Genomic DNA, 26,263 nt, shown 5'->3' on the forward strand with positions numbered 1-26,263 from the left:
CCCGGCCCTGACCGGGCCGGCCGCTTTCGTCGTACCGATCGTTGTAGGGATTTTCGACCGAGTTTCGCCGGTGCGCGACAAACTGGAGCCATGAACCGGCGGATGACGTGGGCGGGGCTCGCCGCGCTCGGGATGACGGCTGCGGTCGCCTGCACCACACCTGACGACGCGGCATCCCCTGCGTCCACTCCCAGTACGGCGGTCAGCTCCACACCCGCCCCGTCATCCGTCCCTCCGCCGGAGCCTGCCACTCCACCACCTTCCACGCCGACGCCGTCGGCTCCCGCGCCCAACCCGGTGTCGCTGCAGGCGCTGGCGGCGAAGAAGTATCCCGGTGGCACGCTGCGGGTCGGCCGCGTGCTGGCCCGCAACGCGGCGTACACGCGATACTTCGTCACGTATCCGAGCGGGTCACTGACGATCTCCGGGATCCTCATCATCCCGTCGACGCCTGGTCCACATCCCGCGCTGGTCCTCGCCCACGGCCACATCGACCTCGACATCTACACCAACGGCCGGGGCCTGATGCGCGAGCAGGACTATCTGGCCCGCCGCGGCTACGTCGTCCTGCACACCGACTACCGCAATCACGCCCAGTCCTCCAAGGACCCCAACTCCGAGGTCAACCTGCGCCTGGGCTACACCGAGGACGTCATCAACGCCGTTCTCGCCCTGCGCACCTCGCAGTCCGTCGACCCGAACCGCATCGGCCTGCTCGGCCGCTCGATGGGCGGCGGCATCACGTACAACGTGCTCGTCACCCAGCCCGGCCTGGTCAAGGCCGGAGTCGTCTTCGCCCCCGTCAGCTCCGACACCGCCGACAACTTCAACCGCTGGACCCGCAACGACACCACCGCCTCCCGCGCGATCCTCCGAGCCCACGGCGAGCCGTCCCGCAACCCGGCGTTCTGGCGCAACGTCTCCCCCATCAACTCCTTCGACCGCGTCACCGAGCCGCTGCTCATCCACCACGGCACCGCCGACTCGACCTGTCCCATCGCCTGGTCCACCAAAACCCTCGCCGCCCTCAAACAGGCCGGCAAGAACGCCACCATGTACACCTATCCGGGCGAAGAACACGCTTTCGGCCCAGCCTGGCCAACGTCAATGGCCCGCACGGTCAGCTTCCTCAAGCAGTACGGGGTCTAGGGAGACACGTCCTAAGGCTTGACCGCCGTCACGGCGTACATGGTGAGGGACATGTGGAAGGCGCCGCGGGCGGCGGCTTCGGTGAGGGTGTGGGTGAAGGCTTCGGCCTCGGAGGGGGTGATGACGCCGCCGGCGGCGCCGGCCTCGATCATGGCGGGGGCGACGCCCTGGCGGGCGCCGTCCTGGGACTCGATCCACGTGGCGGCGGTTTCGGCGGTGACGTTGAGGCCCGCGTTGACGAGCAGGGCTCGCAGCGTGCGGCCGGAGTACGGGTTCGGGGAGTCGGCGAGCATCGAGGCGGTCAGCCGGTCGTAGATGTCGGGGATCACCGGGTGCAGCAGCGCCGTACCCCAGTCGGTGTCGATCAACGCGATCCGGCCGCCGGGGCGTAGTGCGCGAGCCATCTCCGCGACGGCGCGGGACGGCTCGGCGATGTGCTGGAGCACGCGTTCGCAGCGGATCACGTCGAACGACTCGTCCTCGAACGGCAACGCCAGCGCGTCGCCGTCGACCACCTCGAGCCCTGGGAATCGCCGTACCGACTCGGCGCGCAGGCCCTCGTGCGGCTCGACACCAACCGCCCGCTCGACGAGATCCCGCAGCGCCGCGACGTCCTCGCCCGTCCCCGACCCGACATCCAGCGCGACGTCTCCCGCTCGCGGCGCCAGCTGCTCGAGCGCGAACGCCTTCAACACCCGTACGGCGGACCGCTGCGCGAGCTGATCCAGGATCCACACCAGCCGTGCCGCGTCCGACTGAGCCCCGTCCCCCCGCTTGAACCCCACCGCATGCGTCTTGGTCATGATCCCTCCCCACGACCAAGGTAACCCCGCCAAGCGGCCCGCCGCCGCGATCCGCGCATCACGGCAACCGGCTCCCGCGCACCATCGCCCACCCGACGGCTGCGAATCCGGCCGCCTGCAACCCCCACCCGAACAGGTCGAGCGTGTGGTTCGGTACGACGACCGCCGCCACGATATGGATCGGCTGCGACACGATCACCGCCACTGCCGCCCAGCGCGGGACCACCTGCGACCGCCACAGCGCGACTCCCAGCAGGATCGTTCCGACCACGTGCCCGACGACGAAGAACACCTCGGCGATCTCCGTTGTCGGATGCGCCGCGTCGTACAGCCTGATCACGTCACCCGCGGCCAAGCCCGCCTCCGGGCCCAACCACAGCAACTGATCGCTCGCGGCCAGCCACCCGAGCGACAGATACCCCGGAACCAGCAGCACCAGCGCCGCCGCCGTCAGCCGTGGTGTCCGCGACCGCGTCATCCGGCCGACCGCGTACGCCGCGGGGACCAACGTCAGCACCGCGACGAACCCCAACCACAGCACCAGCGACGCCCTGCCCGGCTCGGCGATCGCCTTGCGCACCATCGTCGAACTGTCGTCCACCGTGTCGTACGGCAGCACGTACCGCAGGACGGCGACCGCCAACGGCCCCACCGGCAACAGCAAAGCGGTCGCCCACACCGTCCACCGCCGCGCTACCACCGGCTGCGCGACCTCAGCAACCGTCGTCATCGCGCACTCACCAGCTCCCGCGCCGGCACGAGCAACAAGGCCACCCCCAGGGCGGTCAGCCCGACGACCACGCCGGCCGCCACCATCGCACCCACCGGGACGTCGTCCACGAAGAACGCCGGCACTGCGGCGACCGCCGACAGCACCCGTACGACGATCAGCGGCACGACCGCCCACCGCCGTCCACGCCACGCCAGTACCACCAGGACCAGACTGACCAGCCCGAGCCCGGCACCCAGCAGCGCGATCTCCATCGGCGGATGCTCTCCGTCGGTCAGCAGCGGACCAGCCAGGTCCCCCACCGACAGCACCGCGAGCAGCACCAGCCCCCATCGAAACCTTCCAGACATCACGTTCGCCCCCTTCGACGATTCCACTTGCCGATCAGCCTGCCGCCGGACCGGACTCTCGCGCCGGAGACCGCGATCACCGGTGAACCGGGAAATCGCCCGGAAACCCAGGGAGCGCGATCCCGGGACGCCGGGACACCTCCGGGCGCACACTGGGGCCATGACGAGGGCCGTGACGCGGGCATGGCTGCCCGGCCGGCGACGGCTGGCAGCGGGGTTGGGGATGTTGACGGCGGTCGAAGTGATCGCCGCGGTCGTCCTCAGCGTGCTCGCGGGCTGGTCTGTGCGGGACGCGTTCGACGCTTTCATGGTGACGAACGCGTTGATGGGGTTCGCGTTCGGCACCTGTGGCGCGGTGATCGCCTGGCACCGCCCGGCCAACCCGATCGGCTGGTTGTTCCTCGCGGACGGGATCGGCCACGCGACGACCGCGGCCGGCGCACCGCTGCTGCAACTGCTGTACGACTCCTCGGCACCGATGGGGCTGCAGCGTGCCGTGATGACGGTGAGCGAATGGGCCTGGCCGTGGTCGATCGGCTTGTTCTTGCCGCTCGCGCTCTTGCTGTTCCCCGACGGGCGCCTGCTCTCGCCGCGCTGGCGACCGGTCGCCTGGGCGATCGTGCTGACGTCACCGCTGTTCGCGCTGGAGATGGGAACGGGCGGCTCAGCTCCGTTCGAAGGCGGTCCGACGGGGTATCTCGCGCTGCCGTCGTACGAGGCGTTGCAACCTCTCTGGACGGCCACCGAGCTCCGCGGTCTGCTCGCGTTCCTGCTGGCGATCACGTGCCTGGTGATCCGCTACCGCCGCGCCACCGAAACGGGCCGCCGGCAACTGCTGTGGTTGCTGCTGGCAGCGGTGATCGCGCTCTCTTTGATGATCCCGTGGGCCCTGATCGCCGGTACGCCGGTGTTCGTGCTGCTCGCGATCCCACTCGTCCCGGTCGCGGTGGCGGTCGCGATCGTTCGGCACCAGCTGCTCGACATCCGGCTGGTCGTCTCCCGGGCCATCGCCTGGGGCCTGCTGTCGTTCGTTGCCATCGGCACCTACGTACTGCTGGTCGCGCTCACCGACTCGTTCGTCTCGTCCCGCTTCGGCCGCTCGGCGGCGCTGACCGTGGTCGTCGCGCTGCTGATCGCACCGGTCCTGCCTCGGCTGCAACGGCTGGTCGACCGTGCCATGTACGGCGACCGCCGCGACCCGGCTCGGGTCGCCTCGCGGATCGGCGCTGAACTGTCCGCCAATCCGAGCGGCGGCTTGGACACCGTCGCCGCGGCGATCAGGTCGGCGCTGCGGTTTCCGTATGTCGCTCTGGAGACGCCTGGGACGACGATCCCCTCCGGGACCGACCCACGGACCGATTCGGGGACCGGCCGAATCGTCGCGCTCGACCTCTCCTACGGCGGCACCTCGGTCGGCTCCCTGCTGATCGGCCTCCGCCCCGGCGAATCCGAGCTCACCGTTGCCGACCGCAACGTACTCGCCCTCGTCGCCGTTCCGCTCGCCGTCGCCGTCCACGCGACCCGACTCTCCGCCGAACTGCAGGCCTCCCGCGAGCAACTGGTCTCCGCCCGGGAAGAAGAACGCCGCCGCCTCCGCCGCGACCTCCACGACGGCCTCGGCCCGGCCCTCACCGGCGTCGCCTTCACCGCCGACGCCGCCGCGAACCTCGTCACCGCCGACCCGGCCCGCGCCTCGGAGCTCCTGCGCAGCCTCCGTACCGACACCCGCACAGCGATCGCCGACGTACGCCGCCTGGTCGACGACCTCCGACCACCCACACTGGACGAGGTCGGGTTGGTCGGCGCCCTTCGCCAGCGAGCCGACCAGCTGTCCTGGCGAGCGGACGGCGCCTCGATCCGCGTCCGGGTCGAGGCCGACGAACTGCCCGCGCTGCCCGCCGCGCTCGAGGTCGCGGCGTACCGGATCGCGACGGAAGCGCTCACCAACGTCGTACGGCACTCGCACGCGACCACCGCCGTTCTCACCCTGCGCTGCGAATCCGGCCTCGAGCTCGAGATCCAAGACGACGGCCCGCCGCAAGGCCCGTGGATTCCCGGCGTCGGCCTGCAGGCCATGCGCGACCGCGCCACCGAACTCGGCGGCCGCGTCGAGGCCGGGCCGACGCCGTCCGGGGGTCGTGTTACGGCCTGGCTCCCGTTGACGCTGTACGGCGATGCGTCGTCCAGTCAGATGATCGAGCAGCACTCGGGCAGCCTGCTCGAACCGCAAGCGGACGCGGCGGCGCGAAGCCTCGGTGCGGGGCGTGCGGCCGTCCGGGACGGTCGGGAGATCCGGGACGGCGATGGCCGGGACGGGGACGGCCGGGAGGTCCGGGACGAGGACAGCCGGGACGCCCGAGACGGCGACGCCCGGAACAGGGACCTCCGGGACGGGGACAGCCGCGATACCCGAGACGGGGACGCCCGGAACCGGGACCTCCGGGACGGGAGCAGCCGGGATGCCCGGGACGGGGACGCGCGGGACCGCCGGGACGCCCTGGAAGCGACGACTTCCACCAGCCGCTCGGCGGTCCCGGATGAGTGAGACCCCGATTCGCGTCGTCCTTGCCGACGACCACCCCGTCGTACGGGCCGGCCTGGCCGCGCTGCTCACCTCCCTGCCCGGCATCGAGGTGGTCGGCGTCGCCGCGACCGGTCGCGAGGCGATCCGCGAGGTGCTGACCAACCACCCCGACGTCGCCGTGCTCGACCTGCAGATGCCCGACCTGGACGGCTTCGCCGCGACCCGCGAACTGGCCCGCTCGGCCCCGGACGTCGCCGTTCTGGTGCTGACCATGTTCGAGGACGACGACTCCGTGTTCGCCGCGATGCGCGCGGGCGCCCGCGGTTACCTGGTCAAGGGCGCCGAGCAGGACGAGATCGCCCGCGCGATCCACGCCGTCGCGTCCGGCGAGGCGATCTTCGGCCCCGGCGTCGCCCGGCGCGTCCTCGCCCTGTTCGCGGCTCCGCCGGCCACCGAGGTTCCGTTCCCCGAGCTCACCGCCCGCGAACACGAGATCCTCGACCTGCTCGCCGCCGGCCTGTCCAACCCAGCGATCGCGACCCGGCTGTCCCTGGCCGCGAAGACCGTCGCCAACAACGTCTCGTCGATCTTCACCAAACTGCACGTCGCCGATCGCCCGAGCGCGATCGTCCGCGCCCGCGACGCCGGCCTGGGCCGCGAGCAGCCGGGGCCAACGAGATAAGCGATCTTACGAACTGACCGCCCGCAGATACCGCTCTCCGATGATCCGCAGATGCTGCACCAGCGCCGCCGGCGCCGTCACCTGGAAGTCGATGCCGAGCATTCCGATGTACACGGCAACCACCTCGAGCGACTCCGCCCCCGTCACCAGCACGCAGGTGTTCTCGTCGACCGATTCGACGATGCCGACCGCCGCGTGGATCCGGGACAACACCTCCTCGGCGGACGCGAACACGGTGATCCTGGCGTGCACCTTCCACCCCGTGGTAGCGACGTCGCGCAGAACGAAGTCCGTGTAGTCGTCGTCCGGCATCGGCCGCGGCTGGTAGCGCCGTCCCGTTGCCATTCGCAACGTCATCCAGTCCACCCGATAGGTGCGCCAGGCCCCCTTCTCGTCGCGCGCGACCAAGTACCAGTAGCGCTGCCAGCTCACCAGCCGATACGGCTCGACCACGATCGGGAGGCCCGGCTCGGCCTCCGGTACGGCGTACTCGAAGCGCAGGTAGTGCTCGTCGCGGATCGCCGCGGCGATCGTCGTCACGAGCACCGGATCCACCTCGGGATCCTCGACGTTGGAGCCGGTGTTGTCCGGGCCCTTCGACAGCGTCGTGTGGATCGCGTTGACCTGCCGCCGGAGCCGGTGCGGCAGGACCTGCTCGAGCTTCGCGAGAGCGCGTCCGCTGCTCTCCTCCATTCCGGCGACGCCCGCGCCGGTGCGCAGGCCGACGGCGACCGCGACCGCCTCCTCGTCGTCCAGCAGGAGCGGCGGCATGTTCGCGCCGACTCCGAGCTGGTAGTGCCCGGCCGGCCCGCGGGTCGCGTCGATCGGATACCCCAGCTCGCGGAGCCGGTCGACGTCGTTCCGGATCGTTCTCGTACTGACCTCGAGCCGGGTCGCGAGCTCGGCCCCGGTCCAGGCCGGCCTGGTCTGCAGCAGCGACAACAACGACAGCAATCTCGACGACGTCTCACGCATCTGAAAATCATCGCACAAATAGGAATCCAACGTTCCTATACGGCTTCTACGGTTGAGCCATGAACAACAACGAGAGCATCCGGCCCTTCACCGTCACGATCGACCAGGCCGACCTGGACGACCTGCAGACCCGCCTGGCCCGGACCCGGCTGCCCGAGCCGGCCCCCGGCGACAACTGGGACCTCGGCACCCCGAACCACTACCTGCGCGAGATGGTCGACCACTGGCAGAACGGGTTCGACTGGCGGGCGCAGGAGGCCCGGATGAACGAGTTCCCGCATTACCTGACCGAGATCGACGGCCAGACGGTCCACTTCCTGCACGTCCCGTCGGCCGTCGAGGGCGCGACGCCGCTGCTGCTGCTGCACACCTACCCCGGCTCGTTCGTCGACTTCCTCGACATGATCGGCCCGCTCACCGACCCGGTCGCGCACGGCGGCACCGAAGCCGACGCGTTCTCGGTCGTCGTACCGTCGATCCCCGGCTTCGGCTTCAGCACACCGCTCATCGACCGCGGCTGGACGATGGCCCGCGTCGCCCGCACCTTCGACAAGCTGATGCGCCGCCTCGGCTACGACTCGTACGGCGCCCACGGCAGCGACGGCGGCGCGATGATCTCCCGCGAACTCGGCCTGCTGAACCCTCCCGGCTTCCTCGGACTGCACGTCCTCCAGCTCTTCTCGTTCCCCTCCGGCGACCCGGCCGAGTTCGAGAAGTTCACCCCCGAGGACTACGCGGCGCTCGAGCACCTGCAGTGGTTCCAGTCCGTCGGCGGCTACAACGCGATCAACTCCACCCGCCCGCAGACCGTTGCCGTCGGCATCTCCGACTCCCCGGTCGGCCAGCTCGCCTGGAACGAACTGTTCAACAACTTCGGGAACGGCACCAGCCTGGTCAGCCGCGACCAGATCCTCACCGAGGTCTCGCTCTACTGGTTCACCAACACCTCGGCCACCGCCGGCCGCTACCACTACGAAGAGGCCAACGCCGGCACCGAACCCGCCGTCAACCACGCCCCCACCGGCGTCGCCGTCTTCGCCGACGACTTCAAGACCATCCGCCCGCTCGCCGAACGCGACAACTCCAACATCGTCCACTGGAGCAACTTCGAGTCCGGCGGCCACTTCGCCTCACTCGAGCGCCCGGACGACGTCACCGCCGACCTCCGCAAGTTCTTCAGCAACCTGCGCTGACCCGATCCTCACCACCCGCGGGGCGTCTCCATCGGAGACGCCCCGCCAGGCTGTGTGCGGGCCCCCGGATCAGCCGTCCAGGCTGATCACGCCGACAGCCTTCGGGCCGCTCGTGTCGAGCACGAGAATGCCTTCTTCGAACAGTCGGCTGACGTAGATCCGCTGCCCGTCGGGGCTGACCGCCAGGCCGGTGAGCAGACCGGCGTCGCTCTCGAACGCCCCAGCTGTCTTGCCGCTGCCGATGTCGACCACGTCGACGGCCTGCGTGTTGTCCGTTCTCGAAGCGAGCACGAACAGCCGCTCACCGTCCGCACTCACCGCAGCCACCCGCGCTCTGCCCGGCAACTCCCGCGGCGTCGGCCGTGAGCGCTCCACTTTCGTGTTGATCACCGCGTACGCCGTACCGCCGACCACGTACAGGTTGCCGTCCAGTCCGAAGACGAGTTCCTCCGGCGTCGCGCCGACCTCGATCGGGGTGTGCAGCGGGCTGCGCGTGGAGGTGTCGATCACCGCGACAGAAGCTGTGTCCTTGCCGCTGATGTACAACCGGCGGCCGTCCGGGCTGACCGCAAGGTCCGACGGAGCTGGTCCGGTGGCGATCGGACCGCCGATCGTTCTCATCGTGGTCGTGTCGAGCACCGTGATCGTCTCGCTCTCGGGACTGAGCACGTACAACCGCTTGGTCGGCACGTTCAGTTCGAGATCAAGCGGTTCGGGCGCCACCGCCGCGGACGAGCCGAGCAACGTCCAGGCGCCGGTGTCGACGACGGAGACCGAGCTCGAACCCGAGTTGCTCACGTAGAGCCGACTGCCATCGGGCGACATCGCGATCCGGCTCGGCTTGTCTCCGACCACGAGCGCCTCGCCGATCTGCTCGCGGGTTGTGGTGCTGACCTTCACGACTGTGCCGTTGACGACATCCGCGGCGTACAGATAGTCGCTTGCCGGACTGACCACCAGCCCCAGCGCGACGGGCGTCTTCGGCGCCTCGGGGACGGCGAAGGCCGTCGCGCCGCCGAGCACGAGAGGGACCAGGAGCGCCGCGACGACTGGACGCCACCGGCCGGGCCGCTCTCCGGCCGACGTCGACGTCCAGCGGACGGCCAGGACACCGAGAACCAGCCAGCATCCGTAGAGCGCGCTCTCCAGGATCTCGATCCGCGATCCGCCTTCGAAGATCCCGAACAGCCCGAGGTAGAGCGCGAACCCTCCGAGCACCCAGCCGCCCAGGAATGTTCGTCGCTGGTTGATCGAAGCAGCGAGCAGCGGACCGGCGAGCGCGAGTTCGGCAGCGAGCACGATCGGAACGGTCCGCGCGGCGATGTGGAAACTGGCGCCCTGGCGGTACGAGAAGAACAGGATCAGCAAGACAATCAACGCGGACGCCGCGCCGGTGAGCACGATCGCTTTACCGAGAGGCGACAGAGCGCGCCGCGCAGTGGTGCCGTCAGAGCGCCACAGCACGACCAGACCGACGATGCCGGCAGCCAGCCACGCGGCGTGCGCGATCACCGCCGACGTGACCAAACCCGCCTCCTCCTTCAGTGGAAGTACCAGAGGTCTCAGCTGGGACCACCAGGCCCCTAGCAGCGCCGAACCAGCGACGGCTCCGCCTAATGAGCCGACCAAGAACGCCGCGGCGTTCGACGGCCTCCAGACGTGCAGGACCACCGCGGCACACAGCAGGATCGCGACGGCGACCAGATAGCGAACGACCTGGTCGTTCACCGGCTCGGCACCGAGCGCCTGCCGCACGACCAGAATCGCGGCGAGGGTTGCCGCGATCGCGCCGAGCAGACTGGGGGCGAAGATCGGCCACAAGACGGTCGGCCGATGAAGCCGCGATCGCCAGCGCCGTACCGAGGTCCGCAGGACCGTCCGAAGCGTTGGTTCGCCGGAGATCCCACTCGACGGCGATGGCGATCGTGCCTGCGACATCGGAGGCCGGGAGAGCTCCGGTGGTCCGGGCTCGACGAGTGGCACCGGCCGTTCGACGGTTGGCATGATGCCTGGAGGGCTCGGCGACGACCGGGCCTCCCGATTGGGGGTCGGGGGCGACAGCGCTGCCTCCGCGGCGGCAGCGACCGCCCGGCTGTCGTCGTCCCGCAACTCCTGGAGCCGAGCGCGGGCAGTCCGCCGTACTCGCTCGTTGTTTGCTGTCAGCAACAAGGCGAGCGGCGACACCGCGGACTGCCGAACGGCCGGCAACGGGCTCTCCAGTGCCGTGGTGATCGCCTCGGGCAACGACCACCGCACGTTCGCGGCGATGACCGTCTCGCCTTCGACGTTGCTCAGCTTCTTCGGTCGCTGGTTCGGCTGTTCTGCCGTGACGTGGCGGTAGACGTAGTCGTACAGTTCGTCCACGGTGATGTCGCCGTCGCGATCCAGGTCCGCGTCGCCGCTGCGCAAGCCGTCGACCAGGTGCCGGGTGAACACCGACTGCTGAGCGGCGCCGTGAAGTAGGCTGCCCTCGAACGCGTACTGCGTCGAGTCGGATGCCGTCAGCACCATTCGGCCTCGCCCGCCGAGCGCGGCCATCGTATGCACCGCGGTATCGGCCTTGGCGTACTGCTGTGTCGCGTACGCCCCGCTGTAGCAGCAGTCGAGGATCAGGATCTTCTGCCGCGAGGAGCCGTCCTCCAGCGCCTCGTCCACCAACTGCGCCGAGAGCGCGGTGAACCGCAGGTTGTCCCGTCTGGTGTTCGCCAGGGCCAGGTGGAGCCGGCCACTGTCGTCCTTCAGTCCGTGCCCGGTGAAGTACAGCAGGGTCAGGTCGTCGCGCTCACTGCCGGCGTAGAACTCCGCGATCGCTTCGCCGACGCGATGCGTGGGTTGGTTGATCAAGGTCCGGACGTCGAACCCGGCGATCTCAGGATCCGCGAGCACCGCCGCCAGCGCCTCGGCGTCCTGCGCCGGACTGGTCAGCCGTCGCAGCCCCGAGTCCTCGTACTCGTACGTGGCCACCAGCAAGGCCAACCGCCGAGCCATCGGTCACTTCTCTCCGGCCGACCGCAGGAACGCCTCGATCAACTGCTGCCGCTCGTCGACGGTCGCCCGATCCAGCTCGATCGAGTTCCCGTCCACCGTCAACCGCACCGCTCCGGACCCTCGTCGCCGACCGAGCCAGTCCTTCAGCAAGGTGACCAGTAGCGACACTGTTCCGCCGGCTCCGCCGAGAGCCACCGCGACGGCGCCGATCGCTGCCGCGTCGCCTTTGGCTCCCCCTGGCGCGATCACGGGGACCGATCGGGTGTCGAACTCAGCGGCCAACTCGCGTCGTAGCTGCCGAACCTCCCGGTCGGCCAGTTCGGGATCGTCCTCCAGCAGTACGACCTCCACCCACGCCCCCACAGCACCCCCACCTTGTCCCGGCTGTTCGGGCCACATGATCCTCTCGCGGGTTGCCACGCACAAGCACTGGTCGACGACCGTTCGTGTGCGAACCAGACCTGGGAGCGCCCGCCTACCGGTTCACTGCGGACCGAGCCCCCACAATCGCTCGTCGGGCAGCGGTCGATCCGTTGGACCCTCGCCGATGAGCGGCTCGTTCGTCACGCGAAGACCGGCGAAGCGGCGGGCCATCGCCTGGGCGTAGCGCTCGGCGAGCAGGGGTTCGGCGCAGTAGTCCGCGATCACGTGTTCGCCGAACCAGACCCGCACCCTGCTGCGCCGGACTGTGTTGTCCACGGCTCCTCCTCACACCAATTGCCCCAATACCAGCAGCCGCCGTCGCCGCGCAGGAGTCCTCGGCGCTGTCCGAAACCGGCACGGCAGGAACCGGACGTCGTGCAGGTCACGCGTTGGACGGATGCGATGTGGGAACCGGGCGGACATGAGTGTCGTGGTGATCACAGGTGCGAGTGCCGGGATCGGGCGGGCGTGTGCGCGCTTGTTCGCTGAGCGTGGGTACGACGTGGGCTTGATCGCCCGCGGCGGTGACGGCTTGTCCGCGGCCGAGGCCGAGGTCGGGCTCGCGGGCGCACGGGCGTTCGCCATACAGGCCGATGTCAGCGACGACAAGGCGATCGACGCGGCCGCGGAGCGGATCGAACAGGAACTCGGTCCGATCGACGTTTGGGTCAACGACGCGATGGCGACCGTGTTCGGGCCGTTCCTCGAGCTGCAGCCCGACGAGTTCCGCCGCGTCACCGAGGTCACCTACCTCGGCTTCGTCAACGGCACCCGGGCCGCGCTGCAGCGCATGGTCCCGCGCGACCGCGGCGTCGTCGTCCAGATCGGTTCGGCACTGGCGTTCCGCGGGATCCCGCTGCAGTCGGCGTACTGCGGCGCCAAGCACGCGATCCAGGGCTTCACCGACTCGATCCGCTGCGAACTGCTGCACGACGAGAGCAACGTGCGAATCACCGAGGTCCAGATGCCCGCCGTGAACACCCCGCAGTTCCGCATCCAGCGCTCGAAACTGGACCACAAGGCCCAGCCCGTCCCGCCGATCTTCCAGCCCGAACTCGCCGCCGAGGCCATCTGGCACGCCGCGCACCACCGGCGCCGCCAGGTCTGGGTCGGCTTCCCCACCGTCTACACGATCCTCGGCGAACGCCTCGCCGCTCCCCTGCTCGACGCCTTCCTCGGCAAAACCGGCTTCAAGAGCCAGCAGGTCGACGAACCGGAAACCCACGACCGCCCGGACAACCTGTACGACCCGGTCCCCGGCGACCACGGCTCCCACGGCGCTTTCGACGACAAGGCGAAATCCGTGAGCAAGCAGCTGGCCTTCACGTTGTCGCCGCCTGTCGCGCGCATCGCGGAAACCGTCGACGCGCTCGCGAATCGAGCCGGCCGCCTCTTGGCCAAGGTGGCCGGCTGACCGAGGGATCACCAGCGCCTTGGTTGCCCGCACCTCAAGATCGGCATCCACGGATACACCGGGCGTCGCTCATCAGCGGAGGGCCGAGAGGCTGAACCTTCGCCACTCAAACGCTTCGGACGTCACAGGCAGACCAGCGAATCGAGGCACGGTTCCCGCCTCAGTTCTCGACCATGCCGCGCCAGCCGGCCAGATCTGACAAGATCGTCGCGTGGCGGTGACGGAATGAAGCCAGGGATCTACGACGCGCTCGTGACGGACGGACTACTCGAAGCACTACGCCAGTCCGACGCGCTAACACCGACCTTTGGCAAGATCGACGAGGCCGATCAGCCGGAGGTGCTGTCTCGACACCTTCGGGACGCGATCTTCAGGGTCCTTTCAGGTACGCGCGACGAGGGCAAGCGGGTCGCCATCGTCAACGGCCTGCTCGCCGAATTGGAGTCGCACACCGACACTCTTCCCGAGACAAGGCCCGAGCGACTCCTTGCCGCCGGGGAGGCCGCCGGCCCTGGCGTCTACTCAGTCGCTCTTACTCGCCCCAGCACACCACTCTCGGATGCGGCGCTCCTGACCAACGCTCACGGCGAGCCTGCGCTCGGCACCGAATTGCGCGCCGAGATCGATTCCTCGAACGAAGTCGACCTGCTCTGCGCCTTCGTCAAGTGGTACGGCTTGCGCGTGCTCGAGCCTGAACTGAAGCGATTACGACTCCGTGGCGCACCTCTGCGAGTCATCACCACGACGTATATGGGTGCGACTGACCGGCGGGCATTAGACCGGCTTGTCCGAGACTTCGGCGCCGAGGTCAAGGTGCAGTACGACGCCCTCCGCACGCGACTGCATGCTAAAGCCTGGCTCTTTCGCCGAGCGACCGGGTTCGATACGGCTTACGTTGGATCGTCCAATCTCTCTCGCGCGGCGCTACTCGATGGCGTCGAGTGGAACGTTCGGCTCTCTCGGATCAGCACCCCCAGTCTGCTCAACAAGTTCGCAGCCACCTTCGACACGTACTGGAACGATCCAAGCTTCGAGCCGTACGACCCTGAGCGTGACCGCGACCGACTCGACGATGCGCTCGCACAGTCGCAGCGCGACAGGACCGCTGGTGCAGGCACAGTTTCACTCGCCGGCCTTGAAGTCAGACCACGCGCCTACCAAGCAGAGATGTTAGAAACCCTCGAGGCCGAGCGCTCGGTCCACAACCGGCATCGGAATCTGGTGGTAGCGGCAACTGGCACTGGCAAGACTGTGATCGCCGCTCTCGACTACCGTCGCTTAAGGGACGAGGCCGAGTGCCAAGGCAAGCCCGCCCCATCGCTGCTGTTCGTGGCCCATCGGCGAGAGATCCTCCAACAGTCGATCCGGACCTACCGCGAAGTTTTGAGCGATGCGTCGTTCGGCGAGGAGTACCACTCCGGACTTCGACCCGAGCGTTGGCGACATGTCTTCGCCTCGATTCAGTCACTTTCGGTCGACGACGTCACCGCGATGCCACGTGAAGCATTCGACATCCTGGTCGTTGATGAGTTCCACCATGCGGCCGCAAAGACATACCGAACACTGCTGGAACATCTAACTCCGAAAGAGTTGCTCGGCCTCACGGCGACACCGGAGCGTACAGACGGCTTCGATGTGCAGAGCTACTTCGGCGGTCGAACGGCCGTCGAGTTGCGCCTATGGGATGCGCTGTCTGACGACCTGCTGTGCCCATTCCATTACTTTGGCATCGCTGACGGCACTGACCTTACCGGTCTAGACTGGAAACGAGGCCGTTATGACGACCACCAATTGAGCGAACTCTACACCGGCAACAGTAAACGGGCGAGCATTGTCTTGCGGGAAGTGCGCGACAAGATCACCAATGTCAACAAGATGCGCGCCCTGGGATTCTGCGTGTCCGTCGCACACGCGGAGTACATGGCTCAGGTTTTCTCAGAAGCCGGCATCCCAGCCAAGGCAGTATCTGGCCAGTCATCGATCGCGGATCGGGAGCAAGCACTTAAAGACTTGAGAGCGCGGCGGGTCAACGCGCTATTCGCTGCCGACCTGTTCAACGAGGGCTTGGACCTCCCGGAGGTAGACACGGTCCTATTCCTTCGGCCGACCGAGAGCCCAACAATATTTCTTCAGCAACTCGGCCGGGGCCTCCGACAGGCCAGCGGTAAGCCAGTTCTAACCGCCCTCGACTTTGTCGGAAATCAGCGGAAGGAGTTCCGTTTCGACCGGCGCTTTCGGGCCCTGACAGGAGATACCCGTCGTGGGCTTGAGAAACAGTTACTGCAGGGCTTCCCCTTCCTCCCGGCGGGTTGCCAGATCATCCTTGACAAGGTCGCCCAACAAACGGTGCTCGACAACGTGCGCTTCCAGATCGGTAGTCGCTGGAAGGACCTCGTCACCGAACTACGCGACCATGGCGACCAGACTCTTCCAACCTTCCTGGTGGAGACTGGCGTCGAACTCAGCGACGTACTCCGACGTGAGCGCACGTGGACCACGCTGCGTCGAGATGCCGGACTCCCGACTCGAGCCGGCGGTGAGCTAGAGCCAGCGCTGCTCAGGCGAGTTCGAGCTCTGGCCCATGTCGATGATGTCGAGCGAACTCAGGCCTATCGGAATCTCATCATCGATGGCGCACCGTCCTACGCTGAACTCGACGAGTCACAACGGAACTATGCGCGGATGCTGTTCTTCTCGCTCTGGCCGAACGGCGGCGGCTTCGCGTCCTACCAGCAAGGATTCGACGCCTTGCGAGGAGAACAGGCGCTCCGCGACGAGCTATTAGAAGTCATCGACTATGCGATGGACCAAGCCCGGCACCGAGCGCAGGTGCTCGTAGGTCCGCTGAGGCGATTGAGCCTGCGTATCCACGCCCGCTATCAGCGGGAGGAAATCCTCGCGGCACTCAACCACGCAAGCATTCAGCGCCCCCCGAGCAACTTCCGCGAAGGCGTGCTCGCGTTGAAGGAGAGCTCTATTGATGCCTTTTTCGTGACGCTGAACAAATCCGAGGCAGACTACTCACCGACCACAATGTACCAGGACTATGCAATCAGTCCCGAGTTGTTCCATTGGGAGTCGCAGAGCACAACCTCGGTCTCGTCCATGACTGGCCAGCGATATCTGAACCACAGGAAACTGAAATCCAACATTTTGATCTTCGCCCGGCCTCACAAGAGCGATGAGCTCGGCACTTCGCCGTACTTGTTCCTGGGACCAGCGACCTACACCAATCACACTGGCGACCGACCAATAGCCATCACCTGGAAGCTGCACCACCCGATGCCCACGGATATGTTCCAGGCTGCCTGCGTGGTCGCCTGACGGCCATTCAGAAGCCCACCCGATCGCACTGTGCGGATTCTTCTGTTGGAAGTCTGAGCGACCGCGGAGGAAGGTGGGAGGCATGGACTTTACTCAGCTTGGGCGGACGGGACTGAAGGTCAGTCGGATCGTGTTGGGGACGATGAACTTCGGGCCTCACACGAGCGTGGAGGACTCGCACGCGATCATGGATGCGGCGCATGAGAAGGGGATCAACTTCTTCGACACGGCGAACGGGTACGGGCGGGCGATCTATCCGGGGCGGACCGAGGAGATCATCGGGGAGTGGTTCGCGAAGGACCCGGTGAAGCGGCACAAGACGGTGCTGGCGACCAAGGTGTACGGGGACATGGGTGACGGGTGGCCCAACGAGGGCATGCTCAGCGCCCTGAACATCCGGCGGGCGCTCGACGCGAGTCTCAAGCGGCTGCAGACCGATTACATCGACCTGTACCAGTTCCACCACGTGGATCGGAACACGCCGTGGGAGGAGATCTGGCAGGCGATCGAGGTCGCGATTCAGCAGGGCAAGATCCTGTACGCCGGGTCGTCGAACTTCGCGGGCTGGCACATCGCGCAGGCTCAGGCGGCCGCCGAGAAGCGGAACTTCACCGGGCTGGTGAGTGAGCAGTCGATCTACAACCTGATCGTCCGGGACGTCGAGCGCGAGGTGCTGCCGGCGGCGGAGTACTACGGGCTCGGTGTGATTCCGTGGTCGCCGCTGCAGGGCGGATTGCTGGGCGGCGTGATCCGCAAGGAGAACGAGGGCGTCCGACGGCTCGAGGGACGGGCGAAGGAGACGGTCGAGAAGCTGCGGCCGCAGATCGAGCAGTACGAGGCGTTCGCCGATGAGCTCGGTACGCAGCCGGGTGATCTGGCGCTTGCCTGGTTGCTGCACCAGCCGGCTGTGACCGGGCCGATTGTTGGGCCGCGGACGATGGAGCAGCTGGAATCGGCGGTTCGCGCGGTCGACCTCAAGCTCGACGAGAAGGCGCTCGCCCGGCTCGACGAGATCTTCCCGGGCTACAAGACCGCCCCCGAGGACTACGCCTGGTAGCAGCGCTCCCCCGGTACGCCGTACGCCGGTCACAGGATCGAGCTCCCGGATCGGGTCGCCCGCCGAGCAATCGGCGAGCGGCCCGATTCGCCGTACGAGAGTCCGCCGAAAACCACCGCCCACCCGCGCCTCCCGCCGAATACCCACGCGATAGCCTGGGTACGCGGTCCCGGACGGCTGCGACGGGAGCTCGACTGATGACAGATCGCGCGGAGATCTTCGTGCGGCTCGCGACGCTGGCCGCGGCCAACGCGACGCACGCCGACCTGGCCGGCCGGCTGTGTGCCGCGAGCCAGTTGATCCTGGGCGCCGACGGCGCGGCGATCACCGTCGAGAACACGACCGCGAACCGGACCACGTTGTCGACGACGGACCAGGTGATGGCGACGCTGGAGGATCTGCAGGACGTCACCGGCGAGGGGCCGTGCCTGGACGCGTTCCGGCACAGCACCCACTTCAGCCTTGCCGTGGACAACCAGCCGAATCAGCGCTGGCCCGAGTTCGCGCGGTCGGCGTGGCAGGCGGTCGGCGGCCTGAACATGTACTCGTTCCCGATGCACCCCGGCGGTGAGACGTTCGGCGTGATCAGCGTGTACGTCGGTCAGGGACGCGAACTGCCGGAACCGATCGACGCCGCACAGTTCGTCGCCGACGCCGTCGGTGCCGCGTTGCTGCGGGACCCGGCGGCCGAGGGACTGGGCGACGGCGCCTGGGCGTCCCGCGCGCCGATCCATCACGCCTGCGGCATGGTCTCCGCCCAGCTCCGGCTGCCGCCCGACGACGCGCTCGCGATACTGCGCGCGCACGCTTACTCGTGCAACATCACCTTGGCCGAAACCGCCCGCCAGGTCGTGGACCGCGAACTCGATTTCCGAGGGGACTCATGAACAGCCAGGTCGACACCGTCATGCCGGAGCGCGCCGTGCGGGAACTGGCGGCCGCCGTGGCGTCGCTGGTCACCGAGCACGACGTCCTCGGAACCGTCACCGATCTCCTGTCCGGCTGCGAACGCTGCCTCGGCGCCGCCGGCAGCGGGATCCTGGTCTCGCGCCCCGGCGACGAGCGGCTGGAGTTCCTCGCCGCGACCAGCCATCGCGCCGAGGACATCGAGCTCTACCAGGCCAACATCGACGAAGGACCGGCGGCCGACATCGTCGCCACCGGGGAGCCGGTGAGCGCCAACGGCGCCGCGTTCGGCGAGCGTTGGCCCGGCCTGACGGACCTGTTCCACGCCCGCGGGTTCCGCAGCGTGTACGCGTACCCGATGCGGTGGCGTGGCCAGACCATCGGTGCGCTGAACCTGTTCTTCGCCGCAGACACGGTTCCGGACGGCACCGAACCCGTCGCCCAGGCGTTCTCCGACATCGCGACCGTCGTTGTCGTGCACTCAGGAGCCATCTCGACGACCCACGTCGTGGCTCAGCTGCGCTCGGCTCTGGCCGATCGGATCGTGATCGAGCAGGCCAAGGGCGTCCTGGCCTACGCCGAGGACCTGACCGTCGACGCCGCCTTCGACCGCCTGCTGACCCAGGCCCGGCAGAGCCACCGATCGTTGTCGGAGGTCGCCGCGGAGATCGTCAAAACCGTCGCCTACCCCCCGAACCTCTGACCGGCTCGTCGTACGACGCAGCTTCGTCACGCCGTACGACGTACGACCCTCCGGGTGGCTCCTCCGCGTGGCCGGCGGTGTCGGCGATCACCGCGCGGGCGACGTCGCGCAGCTTGACGTTGCCGGCCTGGGACACCCGCACCAGGAACGCGAACGCCCGGTCCCCGTCGAGGTGGTAGCGCTCCATCACGATGCCCATCGCCTGGCCAATCTGCTCGCGGGTGGCCAGTGCCTCGCGCAACGATTCGTCCTGGCGGCCCCAGCCCATCGCGATCGCGACCAGCCGCGCGAACATCGCCCCGAGCATCCGCGCGTCGACGTCGATCTCGTGCGGTTTGTTCGCGTAGAGGTTCAGCGCTCCCCGGACGTGCGGATCGGCGCGGAACTGGTACGCCAGTTGCGAGCCCAGTCCGAGCGACGCCGCCTTCGGCCCGTACGCGGGCCAGCGCGGATCCGACGCGAGGTCATCCACCTGGACCACCGGATCGCTCAGCACGGCTTCGTAGCAGGGCCCCTGCCGCAGCTGGTACTGCAACTCGTCAGCCTGCACCGCGACCGCGTCGGTGGAAGCATGCGTCTCAATCCGGCCGTGCTTGGTGGTCACCGAGATGCTGGCGTGGTCGATGCACGGAATCGCGTCGACGGCGCTCGCGGTGATCAACTCCAGCGCCGGTTCGAGGTCCATCGGCACCTGCAGCGCGCCCGCGACCTCACTGACGACCGCGATCAATTCCTTGAGCTCCACCACATCACCTCCGCGGCGCAGGCGACCACCGGACCGGACGCCTCCAGTCTGCACCGATTCGGGGACGATGGTGCGGTACGCATAGGCTTTTCCCGAAGCAGCCCCGGAAGACAGTGGCCGGCAGACCAGTACGTGGACCTACTGAGTCGCTGTTTCGCCTGCGGGCGTTCACCGTGAGGTGGGCCGGACACCGTTCGCCTTCTGAGATACTCCCCCGCATGGGCGACGGACAGATTCTGCTGCTGTGGGACGTAGATCACACCCTGATCGAGAACGCGGGTGTCAGTAAGGAGATCTACGCGCGCACGTTCGAGTATCTGACTGATCGCGCGCCCGAGGCGTCGATTCAGACCGACGGGCGCACAGACTTCGAAATCATCGCCAACCTGCTGAGCGCCAACAAGGAAAATCCGGACGAGTTCACTCGTCCTGCGATCACCGATGCGTTGATGGCGGCGATGAAGGACAAGTACGACGATCTCCGGCACCGTGGATCGGTCCTGCCGGGCGCTCGAGAAGCGCTGATCACCGTTCTCGCAGACGGCTCCATTCACCAGTCGGTTCTCACCGGAAACATCGCATCCAACGGTCGTTCGAAGCTGGCCGCACTGGGATTGGACGAATTCATCGACTTCGAAATCGGTGGCTTCGGATCCGACGACATCAGCAGGCCCCGCTTGGTCGGTCATGCTCAGCGTCGAGCGCAGGCGAAGTACGGAGCCGAGTTCGACGAGAGGTCGACCGTCCTGATCGGTGACACTGTCCGCGACGTACGCGCGGCCAAGCTCGGCGGCGCCCGAGTGATCGGAGTTGCGACCGGTGTCGACTCCGCGGCAACCCTGCGAGCAGAGGGCGCCGACATGGTCTTCGACGATCTCCGGGACACCGAGGCAGTGGTCCTGGCGGTTAAGAGGCTGGCCGGCCAGGGGTAACTCTCGGGGTGGGCGCCTCCCAGGGATAGGACTCCGTCCACACGCGTTCGAAACTGGTCGTATAGGTCTCGAACAGGTCCGCTCCATTGACGCGGCGAAGGTGCAGAATCGGAGCCATGTAGCCGTACGCTCCGTAGACATGTTGGTTGACCAGCATTTGGTCGTCGAACCGGAAGATCGAGTTGTACAGCGTTGTCCGGTGGAGATGGAACTGGATGCCCTGGACCTCGGTCAGCGGGCGATAGTAGGCCAACGCCATCCTGATCCGAGCCGGAATCGCTTCGTACAACTGCTCTTCGCGACCACGCAACTCGGCGTCCGCACTGTCCGGGTCCCCGAGCACAATCCGCACGTCAACCCCATCCGCAGCTTTCTCCCGGATCAGCGCGATGACTTCGGGATTCTGCTCAGGCAAGAACAGGCTCGCATAAGCGAGCAGCCACAATTCCTTGCGGGCTGACTTGAGCAGCTCGAGCCACAGGCTCTTCGGAGTTTCCGAACGATGCGGATAGAAGGCCACGACTTCACTCGGCTTGGCGGCGCCCGGACTCACCTCGAGTTCGGGCCACAACCAGACGGCCGGTACATCGAGCAGCGTCGCCGCTCTGTACGCCGTCGCGCGATGCGGGCGTCGCCCGTGAGTCAACCACCGCTGGACGGTCTTCGGGTCGACCCCCAATTCGGCAGCGAAGACCTCAAGCGTGAACTGGCGATCGCGCAGCGCTGACCGGAGCCGGTCATTCACCACCGCGTCGCTCCTCGGGACATAGGGACGTTTCGGGGACATTCTGGCAGAACAACCGATGTCCCGACGATGCCCCCGTGACGACCTGTGCCGTCCAGGCTGCATGCGGTGAGCTGGACCCACCACCAGCACACTGCCGAGGGGATCCGCCATGTCAGACGTTCAGCGCCTCAAGCAACAGCTCTACCAACTCATGACCGAAGCTCAGCAAGGTGCCGGCAGCCTGGGCGGTTTCCGGCAGCGGTTCGGGCAGACCAGTCAGCACGTCCACGGCTTGATCGCCGGTTCGGCAACCGGCGCCGACCGCGAGATCGTGCAGGTGCTCGAAGCAGCGGGGCGTTCCATCGATCAGGCGGTCGAGGCCCTGCAGATCGCTGCGGCCGGGTGCCGCAGCTACGCGGACCAGATCTAGTCCGGCTGACCGTGCCCTCCGAGCTGCAGCGAGTCGCTCAGGCCTTGCTCGAGGTCCTGGACGAGGTACCACGGGTTGTCGCCTATTTGCACGACACAGCTCGCCGCTGTCGCGAGAATGCCGGACTGATCGGGTCGATGTCCGCACAACCCAGCGCTCGTAGGGCTGCACTGCAGCTCGATCAGGCAGCCAGAAGCTGCGAAGAGGCTGCTCATCAGGCGTCGATCGCTCCGCAGCGTGCGCGTACCTGGGCGGAGCAGATGATCCGAACGGAGGTCGGAGCGCCGGCTCGTGACCCCCAGCCAGCTGAGCGCAGACCATTATCTGCGCGACCGGCCTCCGAAGGAGATAGAAAACAGAACACCACAAAGATGGACAACCGCCACTCCGATGCCGCGCCTCGGGTCGATCGCGACGGCGATGAGTCCGATGACGTATTGAAGCTTTCGACAACCAATCCTGATCACCTTCCAACCCTCAGCGCGCCTCCCCCGAACAGCTCGCTCCTTGTGGATGAGAAGTTCCTCTACCGCACAGATCAGGCTGGGCGAGTCGTCAGCGCACGTGCCGTGCTGGACCGGGTCGATCTCCAGCATCCGCGCGACACCACGGCCCAACGGAAGCTCGTCGGAAAACTTCCTGGCGATCACGCCGGACACATCTTTGCAAGAATCTTCGGCGGACCGATCGGGACGATGAACCTGGTGCCGATGCGTGGCCACCAGGTCAACCTGAGCCAGTACAAGACCGTCGAGAACCATTGGCGCCGACTGATCGAGCAAGGCGAGGAAGTCGAGGTGTCGGTCCGTCTCGCATACGTCGGCGACGCGGTCCGGCCACATAGGATCAGGCTCCTCTACGAGTGGGCCGATGGGGCAGAACGAATCGCTATCGACAACAGTCCGACAGAAGGAGCGAACTAAATGGTCAACGCAGCAGCCCAGGAGCTTCTTGCAGCGGTTGGTGAGTCGTTGGCGCGCTCAGCTCCCGAAGAGTGGGCGCAGGTGAAATTGCGGATCACGGCTGCCGGCGGAATGACCAGGACGACGGTCACCGCTACACGCGCCGATGGCACCCTGGATCGCAAGTGCGTACTCGACGACGACGGTGAGGACGCCGCCGTCGCACTCCGCGGGGCGATGTACGAAGCCGACCGTGGGGCCTGGTACGACGCGTACTTCACGCTCGACCGCAGCGGCGAGTTGGCTGCCGAGTTCGACTACGACAGCCGCCCGTTCGACGGGGACGCCGAGGACGACCTGATGGTGGAGGATCAGCGGCTGTTTCCGCGATCGCAGGAACTGCTGCCGTCCTGGCATCCCTCCCGGAGCACCTAGCTGGAACTACGTGCGAGTCGTCGGCAGCATTCCGATCAGCGCGTTCGCGGTGAGGCTGGCGGCGGGAGTTGTCGGGACGGCGACCGAGACCTGCCAGGCCGACGCGGAGCCTGGGGTGAGGGGGACGGTGCGGTGGTCGCCTCGTTTGGCGGCGATGCGTTCGGGGACGAGGGCGACGCCGAGGTCGTGGGCGACCAGGGCCAGGAGGGTGTGGACGTCGTTGACCTCGATGGTGACCGGGTGGGCGACTCCGGCGTCGGCGAAGGCCTGGTCGGAGATGGCGCGGGCGCCCCACGTACGGTCGAAGTCGACGAAGGACTCGCCGGCGAGGTCCTGCAGGCAGACCTGCTCGGCACCGGCCAGGCGGTGGTCGGGGGCGCAGACGAGGACCATCGACTCGGTGGACAGCGGGCGCAGGTCGAGGCCGTCGACCGGTTCGCCGGCGGTGGCGACGAAGGCGACGTCGAGGCGGCCGGAGGCCAGTTCGTCGAGCATCGGCGTGGAACCGCCCTGGCGGACCTCGATCTCGACGCCCGGGTAGGCGGACCGGAACTTCGCCAGCAGCGCGGGCACGTCGACGACGCCGAGGCACTGTTCGAGGCCGACGTTGAGATGGCCGCGGAGCAGACCCTGTACGGCGGCGACGGCGTCCTTGGCGGCTTCCGCGGCGGCCAGGGTGCGGCGGCCTTCGCAGAGCAGGGCGCGGCCGGCTTCGGTCAGCTCGACGCTGCGGGTGTTGCGGACGAACAGCGACGCGTGCAGTTCACGCTCGAGCGCGCGGATGGAGGCGGACAACCCGGACTGGGAGATCGACATCGCCTCGGCGGCGCGGGTGAAGTGCTTCTGCTCGGCGACGGCGAGGAAGTGTTCCAGGTGGCGAAGCTCCATGACTCAGAACTGTAGTCGATGGATGGTTATCGATTGTCCGGCGATGGGTTTACGTTTCAACGAGGTGCGGGCGGCCGCGATCAGCGGCGCAGACAGTACGGCGTACGGGGCGCGGGTGCGGCTCGATCGACTGTCGCCGGGGCTGGGTAGGGTGTCCGGTATGGCGGATGAGGAGTTTCGGGTCGAGGTCGAGCTCGGGAACGACGAGCACGGATTGACGTTCTGGGAGCGGCTGCGGGCGCTCGACCTGGACGACGACGCGCGCAAGCGGCTCGGGCGGCAGGTCACGGTCACCCGCGACGGCAACCGGATGCTGCTCTACACGCACTCCCTGGAGGACGCGCGCGAGGCCGAGAGCAAGGTCAAGGAGCTCGTCGCGGACGACAAGCTGAGCGCGGAGTACACCATCACCCGGTGGAACGCGGCCGAGCAGGAGTGGACCGACCCGAGCGTTCCGGTCGGCGAGCACGACCCGGCCGAGGACGCGGCGAAGAACGCCGACGTGGAGGTCCCGGACCCGCGGTACGTGGTGATCCAGGCCTACAAGCCGGAGTTTCTGCGCGACCTCGGGCTCTGACGAGGCGCCACGATGACGGGACCGTTACTGCGCAAGGTCGACGCGGTGATGGTCCCGGTGCCGGACCTCGACGCCGGGCTCGCGTACTACCGCGACCGGCTCGGGCATCCGTTGCTGTGGCGCAGCGACGCGATCGGGCAAGCGGGGTTGGGATTGCCCGACAGCGACACCGAGCTCGTGCTGACGACCGAGCTCGGCTACGCGCCGACCTGGCTGGTCGAATCGGCTGACGACGCCGCTGCTCAATTCGCCGACGGCGGCGGACGGGTCGTGACGGCGGCGTTCGACGTACCGGTCGGAAGGTGCGCGGTGGTGGAAGACGCCTTCGGCAACCAGTTGGTGCTGCTCGACCTGTCCACTGGGCGATACGTCACCGATCACAACGGTTCGGTGACGGGAGTGGAATCGGGCCAGCCGGGGACCTGAGGGAGTACTAGCGTTCGGCGAGCGCGCGGTTACGGCGAGGCTTCCGCCCGGGACGGCCCCTGTCTGCGACGCTGAACGTGTTGAGGAGAGGGGAATACCGTGGCGCGTCGTCGTGGTCTTCTGGCGGGGTTGGTGGTACTCGGCGTTGTACTCAGCGGGTGCACGGACGTGGCGGCCGAGGAGCCGGCTGGTTCCGGTACGAGCCCGAAGCCCTCCGGTACGCCGACTTCCGCGCCTTCCAGTACGCCGACGACCGCGCCGTCCAGTACGCCGTCCGCGACTCCGGCCGGCACCCCGACAACCGGTACGCCGACCGCCCAGCCGACGGCGACGCCGACGCCGACGCCGACGGCCAAGCCCACCGCCAAACCCCCGGCCAAGGTCAACTACGCGCTCGAGGTCGAGAAGCGCCTCGACGCCTGGGGCTACCCGGTCGGCATCGTCGACGGCAAGGTGACCCCGCGGACCAAGCAGGCCCTCTGCGCCTGGCGCGAGACCAACGGCCTCCCGATCAGCCGCGGCCGGCTGACCACCGGCGACGTCCGATCGGTGCTGCTGGCAAAGAACCGCCCGGTCCCGAACAAGCCCGCCGGCGTCTACGTCAACAAGACCTGCCAGATGCTGTACCAGGTCGTGAACAACACCTACCGCCGCATCGTTTGGGTCTCGACCGGCGCCGCCGGCTACGACACCCCGAACCGCACCGGCAAGGTCTGGCGCAAGTGGGCCGGCGCCCACGAGAGCAGCCTGTACGACGACGCGTACATGTACGACTCGATCTACTTCCTGAAGGACCGCCCGGGGATCGCGCTGCACGGCTCGCGCGCCAACTCGCTGGTCAAGACCTACCCAGCCTCCCACCGCTGCGTCCGCGTGATGCGCCCCCAGATCCACGAGATCTTCAAGGAAACGAAGATCGGCACCCGGGTGTCGGTGTACGGGCAGTACTGAGTCACGCGTCGAGCCCGGACGTCCACCAC

The 26,263-nt window shown here is 67.6% G+C and carries 26 protein-coding genes; 16 read left to right on the forward strand and 10 right to left on the reverse strand.

All coding sequences use genetic code 11. The annotated features are described in order from the left end of the window. Positions 1–90 precede the first annotated feature (90 nt). Positions 91–1,149 carry an alpha/beta hydrolase family protein gene (locus ACQPXM_RS26910; protein WP_432938270.1) on the forward strand — a complete coding sequence of 353 codons (1,059 nt, stop codon included), beginning with the start codon at positions 91–93 and terminating at the stop codon, positions 1,147–1,149. A gap of 11 nt (positions 1,150–1,160) precedes the next feature. Here ACQPXM_RS26910 and ACQPXM_RS26915 read toward each other — a convergent pair whose 3' ends face one another. The 3 genes from ACQPXM_RS26915 to ACQPXM_RS26925 are packed head-to-tail and all read right to left on the reverse strand — an operon-like array spanning position 1,161 to position 3,032. Then, on the reverse strand, positions 1,161–1,952 hold the full coding sequence (locus ACQPXM_RS26915; protein ID WP_432938272.1) for a methyltransferase domain-containing protein: 792 nt from the start codon (positions 1,950–1,952) through the stop codon (positions 1,161–1,163). A 58-nt stretch (positions 1,953–2,010) separates the two neighbouring features. Further along, entirely contained in the window at positions 2,011–2,682 is a 672-nt protein-coding gene (locus ACQPXM_RS26920; RefSeq protein ID WP_432938275.1) for a DUF4386 family protein, read from the reverse strand. Continuing rightward, entirely contained in the window at positions 2,679–3,032 is a 354-nt protein-coding gene (locus ACQPXM_RS26925) for a hypothetical protein (protein ID WP_432938278.1), read from the reverse strand. The genes ACQPXM_RS26920 and ACQPXM_RS26925 overlap by 4 nt, the downstream gene beginning before the upstream one ends. Before the next feature lie 160 nt (positions 3,033–3,192). Here ACQPXM_RS26925 and ACQPXM_RS26930 point away from each other — a divergent pair, with 160 nt between their 5' ends. Both ACQPXM_RS26930 and ACQPXM_RS26935 read left to right on the forward strand, forming a co-directional pair. After that, on the forward strand, positions 3,193–5,577 hold the full coding sequence (locus tag ACQPXM_RS26930) for a sensor histidine kinase (protein ID WP_432938281.1): 2,385 nt from the start codon (positions 3,193–3,195) through the stop codon (positions 5,575–5,577). Next, complete coding sequence (locus ACQPXM_RS26935; RefSeq protein ID WP_432938284.1) at positions 5,570–6,238, forward strand: response regulator; 669 nt, start codon at positions 5,570–5,572, stop codon at positions 6,236–6,238. Before ACQPXM_RS26930 ends, ACQPXM_RS26935 begins: the two co-directional genes overlap by 8 nt. Positions 6,239–6,244: 6 nt before the next feature. On the opposite strand, the gene ACQPXM_RS26940 is transcribed toward ACQPXM_RS26935, so the two are convergent. Further along, positions 6,245–7,213 (reverse strand): helix-turn-helix transcriptional regulator, encoded by a 969-nt coding sequence (locus tag ACQPXM_RS26940; protein WP_432938287.1) that lies wholly within the window; start codon positions 7,211–7,213, stop codon positions 6,245–6,247. Between the two features lie 59 nt (positions 7,214–7,272). Here ACQPXM_RS26940 and ACQPXM_RS26945 point away from each other — a divergent pair, with 59 nt between their 5' ends. Continuing rightward, on the forward strand, positions 7,273–8,406 hold the full coding sequence (locus ACQPXM_RS26945; RefSeq protein ID WP_432938290.1) for an epoxide hydrolase family protein: 1,134 nt from the start codon (positions 7,273–7,275) through the stop codon (positions 8,404–8,406). A 69-nt stretch (positions 8,407–8,475) separates the two neighbouring features. On the opposite strand, the gene ACQPXM_RS26950 is transcribed toward ACQPXM_RS26945, so the two are convergent. The 3 genes from ACQPXM_RS26950 to ACQPXM_RS26960 all read right to left on the reverse strand — a co-directional run bounded on the left by ACQPXM_RS26950 (position 8,476) and on the right by ACQPXM_RS26960 (position 12,093). Then, entirely contained in the window at positions 8,476–11,394 is a 2,919-nt protein-coding gene (locus ACQPXM_RS26950) for a caspase, EACC1-associated type (RefSeq protein WP_432938293.1), read from the reverse strand. Between the two features lie 3 nt (positions 11,395–11,397). Continuing rightward, on the reverse strand, positions 11,398–11,757 hold the full coding sequence (locus ACQPXM_RS26955; protein ID WP_432938297.1) for an effector-associated constant component EACC1: 360 nt from the start codon (positions 11,755–11,757) through the stop codon (positions 11,398–11,400). A gap of 120 nt (positions 11,758–11,877) precedes the next feature. After that, complete coding sequence (locus ACQPXM_RS26960) at positions 11,878–12,093, reverse strand: hypothetical protein (RefSeq protein WP_432938299.1); 216 nt, start codon at positions 12,091–12,093, stop codon at positions 11,878–11,880. Positions 12,094–12,238: 145 nt separating this feature from the next. Between ACQPXM_RS26960 and ACQPXM_RS26965 the strand changes: the two genes are divergently transcribed. From ACQPXM_RS26965 to ACQPXM_RS26985, 5 genes are all read left to right on the forward strand, one after another. Next, positions 12,239–13,231, forward strand: a complete 993-nt coding sequence (locus ACQPXM_RS26965) for an SDR family oxidoreductase (RefSeq protein WP_432938301.1) — start codon at positions 12,239–12,241, stop codon at positions 13,229–13,231. Positions 13,232–13,456: 225 nt separating this feature from the next. Further along, complete coding sequence (locus tag ACQPXM_RS26970) at positions 13,457–16,555, forward strand: DUF3427 domain-containing protein (protein WP_432938304.1); 3,099 nt, start codon at positions 13,457–13,459, stop codon at positions 16,553–16,555. An 82-nt stretch (positions 16,556–16,637) separates the two neighbouring features. Further along, positions 16,638–17,612 carry an aldo/keto reductase gene (locus ACQPXM_RS26975; RefSeq protein WP_432938306.1) on the forward strand — a complete coding sequence of 325 codons (975 nt, stop codon included), beginning with the start codon at positions 16,638–16,640 and terminating at the stop codon, positions 17,610–17,612. Positions 17,613–17,809: 197 nt separating this feature from the next. Then, complete coding sequence (locus ACQPXM_RS26980; protein ID WP_432938309.1) at positions 17,810–18,499, forward strand: ANTAR domain-containing protein; 690 nt, start codon at positions 17,810–17,812, stop codon at positions 18,497–18,499. Further along, positions 18,496–19,221, forward strand: coding sequence for a GAF and ANTAR domain-containing protein (locus ACQPXM_RS26985; RefSeq protein WP_432938311.1), 726 nt, complete (start codon positions 18,496–18,498; stop codon positions 19,219–19,221). Before ACQPXM_RS26980 ends, ACQPXM_RS26985 begins: the two co-directional genes overlap by 4 nt. Here the strand turns inward: ACQPXM_RS26985 and ACQPXM_RS26990 are convergent. Then, positions 19,190–19,966, reverse strand: a complete 777-nt coding sequence (locus ACQPXM_RS26990; RefSeq protein WP_432938313.1) for a GAF and ANTAR domain-containing protein — start codon at positions 19,964–19,966, stop codon at positions 19,190–19,192. The two genes, ACQPXM_RS26985 and ACQPXM_RS26990, sit on opposite strands and share 32 nt — an antisense overlap. A 218-nt stretch (positions 19,967–20,184) precedes the next feature. Between ACQPXM_RS26990 and ACQPXM_RS26995 the strand changes: the two genes are divergently transcribed. Beyond that, complete coding sequence (locus tag ACQPXM_RS26995) at positions 20,185–20,898, forward strand: HAD family hydrolase (RefSeq protein WP_432938317.1); 714 nt, start codon at positions 20,185–20,187, stop codon at positions 20,896–20,898. Here the strand turns inward: ACQPXM_RS26995 and ACQPXM_RS27000 are convergent. Continuing rightward, positions 20,873–21,646 (reverse strand): XRE family transcriptional regulator, encoded by a 774-nt coding sequence (locus ACQPXM_RS27000; protein ID WP_432938320.1) that lies wholly within the window; start codon positions 21,644–21,646, stop codon positions 20,873–20,875. The two genes, ACQPXM_RS26995 and ACQPXM_RS27000, sit on opposite strands and share 26 nt — an antisense overlap. 148 nt (positions 21,647–21,794) lie before the next feature. On the opposite strand from ACQPXM_RS27000, the gene ACQPXM_RS27005 reads away from it, so the two are divergent. From ACQPXM_RS27005 to ACQPXM_RS27015, 3 genes are all read left to right on the forward strand, one after another. Next, complete coding sequence (locus tag ACQPXM_RS27005) at positions 21,795–22,055, forward strand: hypothetical protein (RefSeq protein ID WP_432938322.1); 261 nt, start codon at positions 21,795–21,797, stop codon at positions 22,053–22,055. Positions 22,056–22,426: 371 nt separating this feature from the next. Next, complete coding sequence (locus tag ACQPXM_RS27010) at positions 22,427–22,978, forward strand: DNA/RNA non-specific endonuclease (RefSeq protein WP_432938324.1); 552 nt, start codon at positions 22,427–22,429, stop codon at positions 22,976–22,978. Next, the gene (locus ACQPXM_RS27015; RefSeq protein WP_432938326.1) at positions 22,979–23,392 is read left to right on the forward strand and encodes a hypothetical protein; all 414 of its coding nucleotides are present in this window, start codon (positions 22,979–22,981) and stop codon (positions 23,390–23,392) included. Between the two features lie 6 nt (positions 23,393–23,398). Here the strand turns inward: ACQPXM_RS27015 and ACQPXM_RS27020 are convergent, their stop codons facing one another. Beyond that, positions 23,399–24,280 (reverse strand): LysR family transcriptional regulator, encoded by an 882-nt coding sequence (locus tag ACQPXM_RS27020; protein WP_432938328.1) that lies wholly within the window; start codon positions 24,278–24,280, stop codon positions 23,399–23,401. Positions 24,281–24,323: 43 nt separating this feature from the next. On the opposite strand from ACQPXM_RS27020, the gene ACQPXM_RS27025 reads away from it, so the two are divergent. From ACQPXM_RS27025 to ACQPXM_RS27035, 3 genes are all read left to right on the forward strand, one after another. Continuing rightward, entirely contained in the window at positions 24,324–24,857 is a 534-nt protein-coding gene (locus tag ACQPXM_RS27025) for a hypothetical protein (protein WP_432938330.1), read from the forward strand. Between the two features lie 12 nt (positions 24,858–24,869). Continuing rightward, positions 24,870–25,283 carry a VOC family protein gene (locus tag ACQPXM_RS27030; protein WP_432938333.1) on the forward strand — a complete coding sequence of 138 codons (414 nt, stop codon included), beginning with the start codon at positions 24,870–24,872 and terminating at the stop codon, positions 25,281–25,283. Between the two features lie 168 nt (positions 25,284–25,451). Then, positions 25,452–26,234 (forward strand): L,D-transpeptidase family protein, encoded by a 783-nt coding sequence (locus tag ACQPXM_RS27035; RefSeq protein ID WP_432938335.1) that lies wholly within the window; start codon positions 25,452–25,454, stop codon positions 26,232–26,234. The last annotated feature ends 29 nt before the right edge of the window (positions 26,235–26,263 follow it).

It is taken from the genome of Kribbella sp. CA-253562 (assembly GCF_050942265.1).
Lineage (GTDB): Bacteria > Actinomycetota > Actinomycetes > Propionibacteriales > Kribbellaceae > Kribbella.

Excerpts from the sequence above, each read along its gene's own strand:
- ACQPXM_RS27020 (WP_432938328.1), bottom strand. The coding sequence starts at position 24,280 with ATGGAGCTTCGCCACCTGGAACACTTCCTCGCCGTCGCCGAGCAGAAG.
- ACQPXM_RS26935 (WP_432938284.1), top strand. The coding sequence starts at position 5,570 with ATGAGTGAGACCCCGATTCGCGTCGTCCTTGCCGACGACCACCCCGTC.
- ACQPXM_RS26980 (WP_432938309.1), top strand. The coding sequence starts at position 17,810 with ATGACAGATCGCGCGGAGATCTTCGTGCGGCTCGCGACGCTGGCCGCG.
- ACQPXM_RS26950 (WP_432938293.1), bottom strand. The coding sequence starts at position 11,394 with ATGGCTCGGCGGTTGGCCTTGCTGGTGGCCACGTACGAGTACGAGGAC.
- ACQPXM_RS27005 (WP_432938322.1), top strand. The coding sequence starts at position 21,795 with ATGTCAGACGTTCAGCGCCTCAAGCAACAGCTCTACCAACTCATGACC.
- ACQPXM_RS26910 (WP_432938270.1), top strand. The coding sequence starts at position 91 with ATGAACCGGCGGATGACGTGGGCGGGGCTCGCCGCGCTCGGGATGACG.
- ACQPXM_RS26995 (WP_432938317.1), top strand. The coding sequence starts at position 20,185 with ATGGGCGACGGACAGATTCTGCTGCTGTGGGACGTAGATCACACCCTG.
- ACQPXM_RS26965 (WP_432938301.1), top strand. The coding sequence starts at position 12,239 with ATGAGTGTCGTGGTGATCACAGGTGCGAGTGCCGGGATCGGGCGGGCG.
- ACQPXM_RS26915 (WP_432938272.1), bottom strand. The coding sequence starts at position 1,952 with ATGACCAAGACGCATGCGGTGGGGTTCAAGCGGGGGGACGGGGCTCAG.
- ACQPXM_RS26920 (WP_432938275.1), bottom strand. The coding sequence starts at position 2,682 with ATGACGACGGTTGCTGAGGTCGCGCAGCCGGTGGTAGCGCGGCGGTGG.
- ACQPXM_RS26975 (WP_432938306.1), top strand. The coding sequence starts at position 16,638 with ATGGACTTTACTCAGCTTGGGCGGACGGGACTGAAGGTCAGTCGGATC.
- ACQPXM_RS26925 (WP_432938278.1), bottom strand. The coding sequence starts at position 3,032 with ATGTCTGGAAGGTTTCGATGGGGGCTGGTGCTGCTCGCGGTGCTGTCG.
- ACQPXM_RS26940 (WP_432938287.1), bottom strand. The coding sequence starts at position 7,213 with ATGCGTGAGACGTCGTCGAGATTGCTGTCGTTGTTGTCGCTGCTGCAG.
- ACQPXM_RS26970 (WP_432938304.1), top strand. The coding sequence starts at position 13,457 with ATGAAGCCAGGGATCTACGACGCGCTCGTGACGGACGGACTACTCGAA.
- ACQPXM_RS26985 (WP_432938311.1), top strand. The coding sequence starts at position 18,496 with ATGAACAGCCAGGTCGACACCGTCATGCCGGAGCGCGCCGTGCGGGAA.
- ACQPXM_RS27025 (WP_432938330.1), top strand. The coding sequence starts at position 24,324 with ATGGGTTTACGTTTCAACGAGGTGCGGGCGGCCGCGATCAGCGGCGCA.
- ACQPXM_RS26945 (WP_432938290.1), top strand. The coding sequence starts at position 7,273 with ATGAACAACAACGAGAGCATCCGGCCCTTCACCGTCACGATCGACCAG.
- ACQPXM_RS27030 (WP_432938333.1), top strand. The coding sequence starts at position 24,870 with ATGACGGGACCGTTACTGCGCAAGGTCGACGCGGTGATGGTCCCGGTG.
- ACQPXM_RS26930 (WP_432938281.1), top strand. The coding sequence starts at position 3,193 with ATGACGAGGGCCGTGACGCGGGCATGGCTGCCCGGCCGGCGACGGCTG.
- ACQPXM_RS27010 (WP_432938324.1), top strand. The coding sequence starts at position 22,427 with ATGGACAACCGCCACTCCGATGCCGCGCCTCGGGTCGATCGCGACGGC.
- ACQPXM_RS27015 (WP_432938326.1), top strand. The coding sequence starts at position 22,979 with ATGGTCAACGCAGCAGCCCAGGAGCTTCTTGCAGCGGTTGGTGAGTCG.